We start from the raw sequence: 14,992 nt of genomic DNA on the forward strand, positions 1-14,992 counted from the left end.
GACCGAAATCCGCAAAGCAGGCTCCGGACACCAGTCCCACATAGCCCGTTCCGATCATCGCGATTCGCATGAAAAACCCTGTTTGGCTTGGTTAACGAAACCCCAATTCGGGGCGGTTTAGCATTTTCCCGAGGCGAGGGAACAGCCCGCGTGCAAAAACCGGCACACGAATTGTACCGGTAAAGAAATCGTAAGCCGCAAGGCGCCACACTGCTCCGCGTTCACACAGACCCGGGCGGAACACGCCTCGAAAAGGGACACATGGCACCATCAGGCACAATCGCCGCGAGCGGGGGACTCAAAGCCCCTTCTGCTGCGCGTATCGATTGGGTCGATTACGCCAAGGGCATCTGCATCGTCATGGTCGTGATGATGCATTCGGTGCTGGGGGTCGAGCTCGCCGCCGGCGAGACCGGCTTCATGCATGTATTGGTGGCCTTCGCAAAGCCGTTCCGGATGCCGGATTTCTTCCTGATTTCGGGCCTGTTCCTGCCACTGGTGATCGACCGGGACTGGCGAACCTATCTCGACCGCAAGGTGGTGCATTTCGCCTATTTCTATGTCGTCTGGGTGACAATCCAGTTCGGCTTCAAGGCCCCCGCATTTGCGGCGGAAACGAGCTGGCGCGACGCCGGCTTGCTATATCTGGAATCCTTCGTCGAGCCGTTCGGCACGCTGTGGTTCATCTATCTCCTGCCGATCTTCTTCGTCGTCACAAAACTGACACGGCGAATCCCGCCGCCCGCGATCTGGCTCATCGCGGCCGCGCTGGAGACGGCGCGTGTCGCAACCGGCTGGACCGCGATCGACGAGTTCTGCGCGCGTTTCGTCTATTTCTATTCGGGCTATCTGTTCGCGCCCTACGTGTTCGCGCTGTCGGACCGCGCGCGCAATCATCCCGCGGGGGCGCTGGCAGCGCTCGCGACATGGGCGCTGGTGAATGCCGGCCTCGTTGTGCTCGGCGCCAGCGAATGGAAGATCGTGTCGCTCGTGCTCGGCTTCGCCGGTGCCTGCGCCATCATCACGATGGGCACCCTGCTCGCGCGCGCGCAATGGCTGAATGTCTTCCGTTTCTGCGGCGAGCATTCGATCGTGATCTATCTCGCCTTCTTCCTGCCGATGGCAGCGACACGGACGCTGCTGTTGCGCACCGGCATCATTCCCGACATCGGCGCGGTGTCGCTGATCGTGACCGTCGTCGGCGTGATCGGCGCGCTCGCGATCTGGCAGGTCGCGCTACGACTTGGCGGCAATTTCCTGTTCGAGCGGCCGGACGCATTCTGGATCGCGCCAAAGAAGCCGGGCGCGGTGTTGCAGGCGGCGGAGTGACAAACTCGCTGTCGTCGCCCGGCTCGACCGGGCGACCCAGTATTCCAGAGACCGCAATGATCGACCGATAAGCCGCGGCGTACTGGATTCCCCGCTTTCGCGGGGCATGACAGCGGGGGATAGTCGCGCCAGCGGTCCAAAAATCCCCCTCCCAAGGCTGTCAAACTCCGCAAAAATTCATACATTGCGGCCATGCCCAAGACATCTCCGAAGACCGCCGCCGATGCCGAAACCAAGCCCGCTGCTGCGACAGCTGCTGCCAAGCCCGTCGCCGCGAAGGCGGCCGGCAAGGGCGACCACATCTTCCTGGTCGACGGTTCCGGCTACATCTTCCGCGCCTATCACGCGCTGCCGCCGCTGAACCGCAAGTCCGACGGCTTGCAGGTCAATGCCGTGCTCGGCTTCTGCAACATGCTGTGGAAGCTGCTCCGCGACATGCCCGCCGACAACCGGCCGACCCATCTGGCGATCATCTTCGACAAATCGGAGGTCACGTTCCGCAACAAGATCTATCCCGAATACAAGGCGCACCGGCCGCCGGCGCCGGACGACCTCATCCCGCAATTCGCGCTGATCCGCGAGGCCGTGCGCGCCTTCGACCTGCCCTGCCTGGAACAAGGCGGCTTCGAGGCCGACGATCTGATCGCGACCTATGCGCGCGAGGCCGGCGAACGCGGCGCGACCACGACGATCGTCTCGTCGGACAAGGATCTGATGCAGCTCGTCACCGACAAGGTGGTCATGTACGACACCATGAAGGATCGCCGCATCGGCATCCCCGAGGTGATCGAGAAGTTCGGGGTGCCGCCGGAGAAAGTGGTCGAGGTCCAGGCGCTCGCGGGCGATTCCACCGACAATGTGCCCGGCGTACCCGGAATCGGCATCAAGACCGCCGCGCAACTGATCGTCGAATATGGCGACCTCGAGCAATTGCTGTTCCGCGCTACCGAGATCAAGCAGCCGAAGCGGCGCGAGGCGCTGATCGAGAACGCCGAGAAGGCACGGATCTCGCGCCAGCTGGTGCTGCTCGACGACAAGGTAAAGCTGGACGTGCCGCTCGACGATCTCGCCGTCCACGAACCCGACGCGCGCAAACTGGTCGCCTTCCTGAAGGCGATGGAATTCACCACGCTGACACGCCGCGTCGCCGACTATTCGCAGATCGATCCCGCCAACGTCGATGCCGATGCGAGCAACAGCAGCGGCGCCAGGGGCGGCGACGGTGTGGCGAAAGCCAGATCGTCCGATGCCTCCGGCGATCTCTTTGCGCCGGCTGCAACCGCAACGGGCGGCGACAAGGGCGACAAATCGGCCAGCGTCAAGGGCGCGCCGATCTCGCTCGCGGCCGCGCGCGAGGAGGCCTTGCGAAAGCTTCCGGTCGAGCACGGCAAGTACCAGGCGATCAAGACGCTCAAGGAGCTCGATTCCTTCATCGCGCGCATCCACGATGCCGGCCATGTCGCGGTCGAGATCCGCGCAAACTCGATCGATCCGATGCAGGCCGATCTCTGCGGCATCGCGCTGGCGCTGGCGCCGAACGAGGCCTGCTACGTGCCGCTGGCGCACAAGCAGTCCGGCGGCGGCGCCGGCCTGTTCGACGCGGGCCTCGCGCCCGATCAGGTCAAGCACGACGAAGCGATCGAGGCGCTGCGGCCGGTGCTGGAATCATCGGGCATCCTCAAGATCGGATTCGACGTCAAGTTCTCCGCCGTGATGCTGGCGCAGCACGGCATCACCCTGCGCAACACCGACGATGCGCAGCTGATCTCCTATGTGCTGGACGCCGGCCGCGGCTCGCACGGGCTGGAGTCGCTGTCCGAGCGCTGGTTCGGCCACGCCATGCTCAAGGAGAGCGAGCTGCTCGGCAGCGGCAAGGGCAAGATCACGTTCGACCAGGTGCCGATCGACAAGGCCGCGCCGCTGTCGGCGGAAGGGGCCGACATCGCCTTGCGCATCTGGCGCGTGCTGAAGCCGCGCCTCGTCGCCGAGCACATGACCGCGGTCTACGAGACGCTGGAGCGGCCGCTGGTCGCGGTGCTCGCGCGCATGGAGCGGCGCGGCATCTCGATCGACCGCCAGGTGCTGTCGCGTCTCTCCGGCGACTTCGCCCAGACCGCGGCCCGCGTCGAAGCCGAGATCCAGGAGATCGCGGGCGAGCCCGTCAATGTCGGCAGCCCGAAGCAGATCGGCGACATCCTGTTCGGCAAGATGGGACTGTCCGGCGGCACCAAGACCAAGACCGGGGCGTGGTCCACCACCGCTCAGGTGCTCGACGAGCTCGCCGAGCAGGGCCACGACCTCCCGAAGAAGATTCTGGAGTGGCGCCAGGTCTCGAAGCTGAAATCGACCTATACCGACGCGCTGCCGACCTACGTGAATCCCCAGACCCACCGCGTGCACACGACCTACGCGCTGGCCGCAACCACGACGGGCCGGCTGTCGTCGAACGAGCCTAATTTGCAGAACATTCCGGTGCGCACCGAGGACGGGCGCAAGATCCGGCGCGCCTTCATCGCAACGCCAGGGCACAAGCTCGTCTCCGCCGACTATTCGCAGATCGAGCTGCGGCTGCTCGCCGAGATCGCCGACATTGCCGTGCTGAAGCAGGCGTTCCGCGATGGCCTCGACATTCACGCGATGACGGCCTCCGAAATGTTCGGCGTGCCGATCAAGGGCATGCCGAGCGAAATCCGGCGCCGCGCCAAGGCGATCAATTTCGGCATCATCTACGGCATTTCGGCATTCGGCCTCGCCAACCAGCTCGGCATCGCGCGCGAAGAGGCCTCCGCCTACATCAAGAAGTACTTCGAGCGCTTCCCCGGCATCCGCGCCTACATGGACGAGACGCGCGACTTCTGCCGGAGCCAGGGCTACGTCACCACGCTGTTCGGGCGGAAGATGTACTATCCCGACATCAAGGCCTCGAACGCCTCGGTGCGCGCGTTCAACGAGCGTGCCGCGATCAACGCGCGGCTCCAGGGCACCGCCGCCGACATCATCCGTCGCGCCATGACGCGGATGGAGGATGCCCTGGTCCGGAAGAAGCTGACTGCGCAGATGCTGCTCCAGGTGCATGACGAACTGATCTTCGAGGTGCCGGACGCGGAGGTCGAGGCGACGCTCCCCGTCGTGCAGCACGTGATGCAGGACGCGCCGTTCCCGGCCGTGCTGCTCTCGGTGCCGCTGCATGTCGATGCACGTGCGGCGAACAATTGGGACGAGGCGCACTGACGGCTCTTCACCTCTGCTCACTTGCGCTTCGCTAACGCCACAAACACGGTGTCGTCCCGGCGAAGGCCGGGACCCATAACCACAGGATCGAGTTGGGCGAAGATTGCCCACTACGGTCCCGCGCCACACTTCTCCCTGGGGGTATGGGTCCCGGCCTTCGCCGGGACGACACTGGAGTGAGATGCACGAATCGAATTGTCCTCCGAGCAATTGCGCGATGGCCTCGCGATCGCCCGCACATTAGAACCGTGCCGTCTCCCGCACCGGTTCAGCCATGCCCCACACCTCCGCCCTGCTCGGCTTCGCCCTCGTCTGCCTCGGCCTCGTGCTCACGCCCGGGCCGAACATGATCTACCTGATCTCGCGTTCGATCACGCAAGGGCCGGCGGCGGGCATCGTCTCACTCGGCGGCGTGGCGCTCGGCTTCGTGTTCTACATGTTGTGCGCGGCGTTCGGCATCACGGCGCTGCTGCTCGCCGTTCCCTTCGCCTATGACGCGCTGCGCTTTGCCGGCGCCGGTTATCTGTTGTGGCTGGCCTGGCAGGCGGTGAAGCCGGGCGGGCGCTCGCCGTTCCAGGTGAAGCAGCTTGCGATCGACAGCCCGCGCAAATTGTTCGCAATGGGATTCGTCACCAATCTGCTCAACCCGAAGATCGCGATGCTGTATCTCGCGCTGCTGCCGCAGTTCATCGATCCCACCGCCGGCAGCGTGCTGACTCAGTCGGTGGTGCTCGGCGCGATCCAGATCGCGATCAGTGTCAGCGTGAATGCGATGATCGCGCTCGCGGCCGGATCGATCGCGCTGTTTCTCGCAAGCCGGCCAAGCTGGATGCTGGTCCAGCGCTGGCTGATGGGCACGGTGCTGGCCGGGCTTGCGGTGCGGATGGCGGTCGAGGCGCGGAAGGTGTGAGGTGAGGCGCGACCCCGCGAAGGCGGCGCATCCAGTACGCCACAGCTTCTCGGCTCAATCCCTTCTGCCTCTGGAATACTGGGTCACCCGCCCCAGTGCGCAAGTGCGCACAAGGCGGGTGACGACAGCCTCCCCCCTCAATCCAGCTTCGCCTCCATGCCCCGCTTTACCGCCGGGCGTGCCATCAAGGCCTCGTACCAGCGCTTGACGTTGGGGAAGTCGGTCAGCTCAACCTTGTGGCGAGGGTGACGCCAGGCCCAGCCCAGGATGGCAAAATCAGCAACCGAGAGCTCGCCGGCGACGAAGTCGCGGTCCGCCAGCCGCCGGTCGAGCACGCCGTAGAGCCGGCGCGTCTCGGCCATGTAGCGCTTGAGGCCGTAGGCGCGGTCCTGCTCGTTCTCGAGCGCGATGAAATGGTGCACCTGGCCCGGCATCGGCCCGAAGCCGCCCATCTGCCACATCAGCCATTCATAGACGGGAATGCGGCCCGAAAGCGATTTCGGCAGGAATTTGCCGGTCTTTTCGCCGAGATAAAGCAGGATCGCGCCCGACTCGAAGATGCTGACGGGCTTGCCGTCCGGCCCCTCGGGATCGAGGATCGCGGGAATCTTGTTGTTGGGTGAGAGCTTCAGGAACTCCGGCGCCATCTGTTCGCCCTTGCTGATGTTCACCGGGATCACCTTGTAGGGCAGCCCCATTTCCTCCAGCGCGACCGAGATCTTGCGGCCGTTCGGCGTATTCCAGGTGTGCAGCTCGATGGTCATTTTTCGCGTATCCTTGCCCAGTTCTCTTGCCCAGTTCTCTTGCCCAGTGTTCTTGTCGGTGTTCTTGCCCAGTTTTCTGCCCGAGATCTCCGGCATCCACCTACTCCAGAAGGTTGCACCCCCACAACCGGCGGGCCGGGATGGCCGATCCCTGTTGACGGGGGAAGCCCCCTCTGGAATGTCGGGGCCGTCGCGGATAAATTCCGCCACCTCCAAGAACGCTCCCGAGGGCCCGCCGTGTCTAAATCAGCCTCCCGCGCCCGCCTGTTCGAGATCATCCGCCGGCGCTCCTTCGGCCGCGGCGACGTGACGCTCGCGTCGGGCCGCAAGAGCGATTTCTACTTCAACCTCAAGCCGACCATGCTCGATCCGGAGGGCGCGACCCTGCTCGCCGAGCTGACCTATGAGGCGCTGAAGGACGATCAGCTCGATTTCATCGGCGGGCTCGAGATGGGCGCGGTGCCGCTGGCCGGCGCGCTGGCGCAGATCTCCTGGATCAAGGGCCATCCCATCGCGGCCTTCTTCGTGCGCAAGAAGCCGAAGGAGCACGGCGCCAAGCTCGCGATCGAGGGGCTGCCCAAGGGCGAGACGCTGGCGGGCAAGCGCGTCGTGATCGTCGAGGACGTCACCACGACAGGCGGCTCGGCGATGAAGGCGGTGGAATCGGTGCGCGAGACCGGCGCCGAGGTGGTGCTGGTACTGACCATGGTCGACCGCGAGGAAGGCGCCGACGACACCTTTGGCGCGGCCGGCCTGCCGTTCCGCTCGCTGTACAAGGCGTCGGAGTTTTTGAAGGCTTGATACCTCCCGTGTCCCGGGCGCGGCGCAGCGTTCCCGGCGATGCGTTGCGCTGCGTCCGGGGCACGAGAGTCCGCTAAGACCTGCCCCCCTTCAACCGCTCATTTACCATCCCGCCTTATGGTGAATCATGTGCTGAGACCTGATGGTCCCGGCCGTTTGAGTAGCGTCGGGTGGAGTAAGCGTTTGCGTACAGTCATGTCCCATGCGCGCCGGCGGCGTCGCGCGATGCTTGTAGCCGCCACACTGGCAGCACCGCTGCTTGCGGCTCCGGCCCCGGTTTCGGCCGAAGGCCTGTTCGACTTCTTCTTCGGCGGAATGCAGCAGCAACAGCGGCCGCAGCGCGAGGTGCCGCCGCAGGCAAGCTCCTACGCCGACCCCTTCACCGGCCAGCAGAATGCCCCAAGCCCGCAATACGTGCCGCCGACACGTTCGGCCGCCGCCGGCGGCTCGGGACCGGCGTTCTGCGTGCGCAGCTGCGACGGCAAATATTTTCCGCTGATGCGCGGCCTCACCTCACCCGCGCAGATGTGTCAGGCATTCTGTCCTGCAAGCCCGACAAAGATCTATTTCGGCTCCTCGATCGATGGCGCCGCGTCACAGACCGGCGAGCGCTACGCCGACAGCGAGAATGCGTTCGCCTATCGCAAGGCGCTGCGCGCCGACTGCACCTGCAACGGCCGCGAGCCGGTCGGCCTCGCTCCGGTCGATCTGGCGCTGGACTCGTCGCTAAAACCCGGCGACGTGATCGCCACCAGCGACGGCCTCGTCGCCTATACCGGCATCCGCGTCGGCAACGACCAGACTGCCGACTTCACCCCGGTCGCCTCCTATCCCGGCCTCACCGCGCAAGTTCGCGCGCGCCTTGGCGAGATGAAGGTGGCACCGGTGCGCGCCGAGACGGTCGCGGCGGATGCCCCGGCCGCGGAGATCGTGCGCGAGACGCTGCCTGACGTGACGGTGCCGAAGACGCAGAAGCCGGCGAAGCGGGCGGGGCTGGATTAGCGACCAGTCTGGTGTCCCGGACGCGACGCGGCATGAAATGACGCGACGCAGAGCCACGAGATCACCGTCCGATGATCACGCCGATCACATTCGGCGCCGCCAGATATTTCTCCTCGATCGCCGCGCGCGCGGCGGCGCGGTTGTCTGCCGTGAGCAGGCCGCGTTTCTCGGCCAGGATCATCCAGCAAAAACCCCACCAGTCGGTGAGCATGCCTTGATCGTCGACGAGGTCATAACCCTGCTCGGCGGCGAAGATGCGCGCATGCGCTTCGTCGAGCGTGTCGAGGAACAGATGGTCCTCGGCCGAGAACAGATCGTCGCTGACATCGTCGATGGTGTAGCCCCAGATCGACTGGCACACCGCGTTGAACTCGCGGTCGAACTGGTCGTCGTCGACCGCATAACGCCGCGCCGCCTGATGCAGCCGCGACAGCGACCGCGCAAAATCGGCGATCCTGGTGAGGGCAAATTGATCGAAGGCAATGGTGGACATGTAGTCCTCGCGAAGTCTGACAGACCCTAGATATTGTGTCGGCAACGCGCCGAATCACAATGATATATCAAAGACTTGCTAAAGTGTTCTTAATTTGTTCTGATACTGACGCCTTCATTTGAGAGCGTCGTCCTGGCGAAAGCCAGGACCCATTACCCCGGTCAGCGTTGCCCTTGCGAGCTGAGGCCATGAGCGCAAGCAGCTACTACGTCTACATCTTGGCGAGCCGCCATCACGGGACAATTTATATCGGCGTCACCAACGACCTCCGCGCGCGGCTTGAGCTGCACCGTTCGGGTCGGGGTTCGAAGTTCGTTCTGAAATACAAGATCTTCCGCCTTGTGCACGTCGAAGCCTTCGCAACTCCGCAAGAGGCGATCGCGCGCGAGAAGCAATTGAAGTTCTGGAAGCGGGACTGGAAGATCAAGCTGATCGAGGAGGAAAATCCCGATTGGAATGATCGGTCAGGCCTTATCTGACAGGCGGGGTAATGGGTCCTGGCTTTCGCCAGGACGACATTGGAGTGGGAGCCTGCGCCGGGACGACCCTCTCTTTTTCTTTGTCTTCTTTGTCGCGAGCCATTCCCCCTCAATTCGAGGCCGACATCAACCTGTCCCCGCACGTGCTCGCGTAAAACTTGCCGCCGCATTGGCGCTTGATGGCGGCGCAGCGGGCGGCTGGCGTTGCGTTTTGCGGGAGCGAGACGGCGCAGCTCAGGCCGTCGGCGCTGCGGCCCATCTTGCCGGCGGCGAAGGCGGCGCTGGAAGCGATGATGCAGACGACGAGCAGGGCCGCGGCGGCGATTTCGATCAGCAGTCTCATCAGAACTCGCATGGGGCGTCTCCTCCACACTGATGGCTGAATCTGCCGCCATTCTAGCACCAAATCCACGTTTCCCCGTATGCGTCCGGGTTCCCAAATCGGCCCGTTCCTTGCATAATTTTACGCCAGCGCAGTGCACGGTCGCACCAGCGATGGTTCCGGCACAGGGGCAAGATGCGTAGGGTCAGTAGTGTTCTCGCGACCAGGAAGTGACGACTTTGCAAGATTCATCGTTCCAGCCCAATTTCCCCGCTCCCGGCCAGCCCATCGACGAACTCGCGCTGGCTGAGATCAAGGGCGCTATCCTGGCGAAGCTGCGCCTTGCCATCGGCAAGGATGCCGGCATGGCGACCAAGCACGACTGGTACCAGGCCGCGGCGCTAGCGCTGCGCGACCGCATCGTGCATCGCTGGCTGTCCGCGGAGAAGCGCAGCTACGATGCGGGGCGCAAGCGCGTCTACTATCTCTCGCTCGAATTCCTGATCGGCCGCCTCTTCAGCGACGCGCTGAACAATATGGGGCTGCTGAAGATCTTCGAGGTCGCGCTCGGCGATCTCGGCGTCTCCTTGCCTGAGCTACGCAAATGCGAGCCGGATGCGGCGCTCGGCAATGGCGGCCTGGGCCGTCTTGCCGCCTGCTTCATGGAAAGCATGGCGACGCTGTCGATCCCCGCGATCGGCTACGGCATCCGTTATGATTACGGCCTGTTCCGCCAGATCATCAATCAGGGCTGGCAGCAGGAATATCCGGACGAATGGCTCGGCTTCGGCAACCCCTGGGAATTGCAGCGGCCCGAAGTGATCTATGACATCCGCTTCGGCGGCGGTGTCGAGCATGTCGACGACAAGGGCCGCGATCGCGCGATCTGGCATCCGTCCGAGACCGTGCAGGCGATGGCCTATGACACGCCGATCGTCGGCTGGCGCGGCCAGCACGTCAACGCGCTGCGGCTGTGGTCGGCGCGCTCGCCCGATCCCTTGAAGCTCGACGCCTTCAACACCGGCGACTATGTCAGCGCCAGCGCCGAGCAGTCGCGCGCGGAGGCGATCTGTAAATTCCTCTATCCGAACGACGAGAGCCCGGCGGGCCGCGAGCTGCGCCTGCGCCAGGAATATTTCTTCGTCTCGGCTTCACTGCAGGACCTGATCAAGCGGCATCTTGCGTCGGACGGCCAGCTCCGCAGCCTGTCGAGCAAGGTCGCGGTGCAGCTCAACGACACCCATCCGAGCCTTGCCGTCACCGAGCTGATGCGGATTCTGATCGACGACCACAATTTCCGCTGGGACGAAGCCTGGAAGATCACGGTCGCCACGCTGTCCTACACCAACCACACGCTGCTGCCCGAGGCGCTCGAGACCTGGCCGGTCGAGCTGTTCGAACGGCTGTTGCCGCGGCATCTCGAGATCATCTACCGCATCAACGTGCAGCATCTCGCGCTCGCGGAGGCGCGCGCCCCCGGCGACATCGACTTCCGTGCCTCGGTCTCGTTGATCGACGAGCGGAGCGGGCGGCGCGTGCGCATGGGCCAGCTCGCCTTCGTCGGCTCGCACCGCATCAACGGCGTTTCGGCGATGCATTCGGACCTGATGCGCGAGACCGTGTTCCACGACCTCAACCATCTCTATCCCGGCCGCATCACCAACAAGACCAACGGCATCACCTTCCGCCGCTGGCTGATGCTGGCGAATCCGAAGCTGACCGATCTGTTGCGCGAGACCTGCGGCGATGCCGTTCTCGACGATCCGACGCAGCTCAGCCTGATCGAAGCCCGCGCCAGCGACGTCGAATTCCAGAAGAAGTTCCGCGCAGTCAAGCTTCACAACAAGACGGCGCTGGCGCGCCTGATCGGCGAGCGGCTCGGCATCAAGGTCGATCCGAGCGCGCTATTCGACGTGCAGATCAAGCGCATCCACGAATACAAGCGCCAGCTGCTCAACGTCATCGAGACGGTCGCGCTGTACCAGGCGATCAAGGACGATCCCAACGGCAACTGGGTGCCGCGGGTGAAGATTTTCGCGGGCAAGGCGGCGGCGAGCTACCGCTACGCCAAGCTGATCATCAAGCTGATCAACGACGTTGCGGAAGTCGTCAACAACGACCCCGCCATCGGCGGCAAGCTCAAGGTCGTCTTCCTGCCCGACTACAATGTCAGCCTCGCCGAGGTCATCATTCCTGCGGCCGACCTGTCGGAGCAGATATCGACTGCCGGCATGGAAGCCTCCGGCACCGGCAACATGAAGCTGTCGCTGAACGGCGCCCTCACCATCGGCACGCTCGACGGCGCAAACATCGAAATCCGCGACCATGTCGGCGCGGAGAACATCGCGATCTTCGGCATGGAAGCCGGCGACGTGATGATCCGGCGCAAGCAGGGGCTGGACGCCTCCGACGTGATCCGCAGTTCGCCAAAGCTCCAGCGCGCCATCAATGCCGTCGGCGCCGGCGAGTTCTCGCCCGGCGATCCCGGCCGCTTCGAATCCATCGCGCACGCGCTACGCTATCTCGACCATTACATGGTCAGCGCCGATTTCGATTCCTATTACGAAGCGCAGCGCAGCGTGGATGCGCGCTGGCAGGTGGCCCCGGCATGGACACGCGCCAGCATCCTCAATGTCGCGCGCATGGCGTGGTTCTCCTCCGACCGCACCATCCGCGAATATGCCGAGGAAATCTGGAACGTGCCGGTCAATCCGACCACGCCGCTGCTGCCGAACCTGCGCGACGCCGCGGGCTGATTTTCCGCAAGGTGGAATCGGTTACCCCGGAGGTAATTGCACAAGCCGGCGACGGACGTGATATGACGTCCGCCATTAGACGCCGGATCAAGCAATGCACGCCAAGCTCCCGCACCCCTTCGACGACGCCACGCGCGTCACCGCCGGCGACTCGAGCTGGCAGGGACACACCAGCGACGATTACTGGGCCTTTGTCGGCCCGTTCGGCGGCGTCACGGCAGCGACCATTTTGCGCGCGCTGATCGACCATCCGGAACGTGCCGGAGATCCGCTGGCGCTCACCGTCAACTACTGCGCGCCGATCGCGAAGGGGCCGGTCGATTTGGACGTGCGGCTGGTGAAGGCCAACCGCTCCAGCCAGCACTGGAGCGTCGAACTGTCGCAAGGCGGCGGCGAGGTCGCAACGCTCGCCACCGCCGTATTCGCCGAACGCCGGCCGTCCTGGGAGCACAGGGTGGCGCAATATCCTGATACGAAGCCGTTCGAAGAGACGCTGCCGTTCCCGAAGATCGCCGCGTCCTGGGCCAACCAGTACGAATTCCGCTTCGTCGAGGGCGAGATGCGGATCGGCCCGCCCAAGTCCGAGCTCGCCAGCACCTATTCGAAGATCTGGATCGGCGACCGCACGCCGCGCAAGCTCGACATGCTGTCGCTGATGTCGATGTCGGACGCCTTCTTCGGCCGCATCTTCCACGCGCGGCGCGAGCTGGTGCCATTCGGCACGGTGTCGCTGACGACCTATTTCCACACGGACAGTGAAGAGCTCGCGGCCGAGGACATCACCCGTGTGCTCGCGACGGCCGATTCGAAGATCATGCACAAGAGCTACGCGGACCAGAACGCCGAGCTGTGGTCACCGAACGGAAGGCTGCTCGCGACGACAACGCAGATCGCGTATTTCAAGGCGTAGGCGCTACTGTCTCCACAGCGTCGTCCCGGCGCAGGCCGGGACCCATAACCACAGGGACTAGTTTGGTGAAGACTCGTGGTGGCTTCGCTGGTACTTGCGCCGCGCTCCCTCGATAGATCACGCGGTATGGGTCCCGGCCTGCGCCGGGACGACACCGAGAGTGTGGTTCGCGCGGGTGGCCACACACAAAAAGGGCGGCCTCGCGGCCGCCCTTTTGCGTTCAAGCAAAAGCGAAACTACTCCGCCGCCAGCTTCACGTCCGGCGCAGCGGCGCGGACCTCGGCATCGACCTGGGCTTCGAACTTGGCAAAGTTCTTCTGGAACATGCCGACCAGCGCGCGGGCGGTCTTGTCGAACTCGTCCTTGTCCTTCCAGGTGTTGACCGGGTTGAGGATCTCGCTCGGCACGCCCGGCAGCGCGGTCGGGACCGCGAAGCCGAAATATTTGTCGGTGCGGAATTCGACGTTGCGCAAGGAGCCGTCGAGCGCAGCGGTCAGCAGCGCGCGCGTCACCTTGATCGGCATGCGCGAGCCGACACCGTACTTGCCGCCGGTCCAGCCGGTGTTGACCAGCCAGCAGTCGACATTGTGCTCGGCGATCAGGTCGCGCAGCATGTTGCCATAGACGCTGGGATCGAGCGGCAGGAAGGGCGAGCCGAAGCAGGTCGAGAATTCCGGCTGCGGCTCATTGCCGAGACCGCGCTCGGTACCCGCGACCTTGGCGGTGTAGCCCGACAGGAAGTGATACATCGCCTGCGCCGGCGACAGCTTTGCGATCGGCGGCAGCACGCCGAAGGCGTCGGCGGCGAGCATCACCACGTTCTTCGGCTGCGGCGCGCGGCCGGTGCGCGAGGCGTTCGGGATGAATTCGAGCGGATAGGCCGAGCGCGTGTTCTCGGTCTTGGAGCCGTCGTCGAAATCGACCACGCGGGTGTCTTCGTCGAGCACGCAGTTCTCGAGCACCGCGCCGAAGCGCGTCGAGGCAGCGTAGATCTCGGGCTCGGCGTCCTGCGACAGCTTGATGCACTTGGCATAGCAGCCGCCTTCGAAATTGAAGACACCGTTCGGGCCCCAGCCGTGCTCGTCGTCGCCGATCAGCGTGCGGTTGGGATCGGCGGACAACGTGGTCTTGCCGGTGCCGGACAGGCCGAAGAAGATCGCGGCGTCGCCCTTGGCGCCGACATTCGCAGAGCAGTGCATCGGCATCACGCCGCGCTCGGGCAGGTAGTAGTTCAGCGTGGTGAAGACCGACTTCTTCATCTCGCCGGCATAGTAGGAGCCGCCGATCAGCACGATCTTGCGGGCGAAGTCGATCGCGACGACGTTCTCCGACTTGCAGCCATGGCGCTTCGGATCGGCGCGGAAGCTCGGCATGTCGATGATGGTGAGCTCCGGCGTGAAGCTCGACAACTCGATCGCCTCGGGGCGGATCAGCAGCGTGCGGATGAACAGCGAGTGCCAGGCGAGCTCGGTGAAGACGCGGGTCTTGATGCGGTAGGCCGGATCGGCGCCGCCATAGAGGTCCTGCGCGAACAGGCTCTTGCCTTCGGCGTGCTTGAGGAAGTCCTGGTAGAGAGTCTCGAACTGCTCCGCGGTGATCGACTGGTTGCCGGCCCACCACATCTTCTTGTCGGTGGTGGCGTCACGCACCGTGAACTTGTCCTTGGGACTGCGGCCGGTGAACTCGCCGGTGTCGGCGCACAGCGCGCCGTCGGCCGACAGCACCGCCTCGCCCGCGGAGAGCGAGTATTGATAGAGTTGCGGCGCACCGAGGTTCCAGTGAACCTGCTTGAGATTCTTTAAGCCGAATTTGTCGGCGCCGAAGGCACCGTTGCGCACGCCCATCTCTTGCACGAAAAATCCTCCTAGAACCCACGACACTCAGCGCGATCATGCTTTGGCGCCGCCGCGGTCACCGTGATTACAGGCCGTCCGGCCTCGGTTGGACGACCTAATACTGATGAACGCTGGCGTTGCCAAGCCGATCCCGCAGGAT

The 14,992-nt window shown here is 64.3% G+C and carries 12 protein-coding genes; 8 read left to right on the forward strand and 4 right to left on the reverse strand.

What is annotated here, in order from left to right:
- The first annotated feature begins 261 nt into the window (after positions 1 to 261).
- From JQ591_RS32150 to JQ591_RS32160, 3 genes are all read left to right on the forward strand, one after another.
- Positions 262 to 1,329, forward strand: coding sequence for an acyltransferase family protein (locus JQ591_RS32150; RefSeq protein ID WP_211399988.1), 1,068 nt, complete (start codon positions 262 to 264; stop codon positions 1,327 to 1,329).
- A gap of 192 nt (positions 1,330 to 1,521) precedes the next feature.
- Positions 1,522 to 4,560, forward strand: a complete 3,039-nt coding sequence (gene polA / locus JQ591_RS32155) for a DNA polymerase I (protein ID WP_211399989.1) — start codon at positions 1,522 to 1,524, stop codon at positions 4,558 to 4,560.
- Positions 4,561 to 4,834: 274 nt separating this feature from the next.
- Entirely contained in the window at positions 4,835 to 5,470 is a 636-nt protein-coding gene (locus JQ591_RS32160; RefSeq protein ID WP_106941212.1) for a LysE family translocator, read from the forward strand.
- Between the two features lie 137 nt (positions 5,471 to 5,607).
- On the opposite strand, the gene JQ591_RS32165 is transcribed toward JQ591_RS32160, so the two are convergent.
- Positions 5,608 to 6,234, reverse strand: a complete 627-nt coding sequence (locus JQ591_RS32165; RefSeq protein ID WP_211400124.1) for a glutathione S-transferase family protein — start codon at positions 6,232 to 6,234, stop codon at positions 5,608 to 5,610.
- Between the two features lie 237 nt (positions 6,235 to 6,471).
- On the opposite strand from JQ591_RS32165, the gene pyrE reads away from it, so the two are divergent.
- Together pyrE and JQ591_RS32175 are read left to right on the forward strand one after the other, a co-directional pair.
- Entirely contained in the window at positions 6,472 to 7,035 is a 564-nt protein-coding gene (pyrE, locus tag JQ591_RS32170; protein ID WP_211399990.1) for an orotate phosphoribosyltransferase, read from the forward strand.
- 225 nt (positions 7,036 to 7,260) lie between these two features.
- Complete coding sequence (locus tag JQ591_RS32175; protein ID WP_211399991.1) at positions 7,261 to 8,037, forward strand: DUF2865 domain-containing protein; 777 nt, start codon at positions 7,261 to 7,263, stop codon at positions 8,035 to 8,037.
- 61 nt (positions 8,038 to 8,098) lie between these two features.
- Here JQ591_RS32175 and JQ591_RS32180 read toward each other — a convergent pair whose 3' ends face one another.
- Complete coding sequence (locus JQ591_RS32180; protein ID WP_027514353.1) at positions 8,099 to 8,530, reverse strand: hypothetical protein; 432 nt, start codon at positions 8,528 to 8,530, stop codon at positions 8,099 to 8,101.
- A gap of 188 nt (positions 8,531 to 8,718) precedes the next feature.
- Between JQ591_RS32180 and JQ591_RS32185 the strand changes: the two genes are divergently transcribed.
- Complete coding sequence (locus tag JQ591_RS32185) at positions 8,719 to 9,009, forward strand: GIY-YIG nuclease family protein (RefSeq protein ID WP_211399992.1); 291 nt, start codon at positions 8,719 to 8,721, stop codon at positions 9,007 to 9,009.
- 109 nt (positions 9,010 to 9,118) lie between these two features.
- Here JQ591_RS32185 and JQ591_RS32190 read toward each other — a convergent pair whose 3' ends face one another.
- Positions 9,119 to 9,364, reverse strand: a complete 246-nt coding sequence (locus JQ591_RS32190; protein ID WP_211399993.1) for a hypothetical protein — start codon at positions 9,362 to 9,364, stop codon at positions 9,119 to 9,121.
- A gap of 206 nt (positions 9,365 to 9,570) precedes the next feature.
- Between JQ591_RS32190 and JQ591_RS32195 the strand changes: the two genes are divergently transcribed.
- Both JQ591_RS32195 and JQ591_RS32200 read left to right on the forward strand, forming a co-directional pair.
- On the forward strand, positions 9,571 to 12,087 hold the full coding sequence (locus tag JQ591_RS32195; protein WP_211400125.1) for a glycogen/starch/alpha-glucan phosphorylase: 2,517 nt from the start codon (positions 9,571 to 9,573) through the stop codon (positions 12,085 to 12,087).
- Positions 12,088 to 12,181: 94 nt separating this feature from the next.
- Positions 12,182 to 12,997 (forward strand): acyl-CoA thioesterase, encoded by an 816-nt coding sequence (locus JQ591_RS32200; protein WP_211399994.1) that lies wholly within the window; start codon positions 12,182 to 12,184, stop codon positions 12,995 to 12,997.
- A 236-nt stretch (positions 12,998 to 13,233) separates the two neighbouring features.
- On the opposite strand, the gene JQ591_RS32205 is transcribed toward JQ591_RS32200, so the two are convergent.
- Positions 13,234 to 14,850, reverse strand: coding sequence for a phosphoenolpyruvate carboxykinase (locus JQ591_RS32205; protein WP_211399995.1), 1,617 nt, complete (start codon positions 14,848 to 14,850; stop codon positions 13,234 to 13,236).
- Positions 14,851 to 14,992: the final 142 nt, after the last annotated feature.

This window comes from Bradyrhizobium canariense (genome assembly GCF_018130465.1).
In the GTDB taxonomy this organism is placed as follows: Bacteria; Pseudomonadota; Alphaproteobacteria; order Rhizobiales; family Xanthobacteraceae; genus Bradyrhizobium; species Bradyrhizobium canariense_C.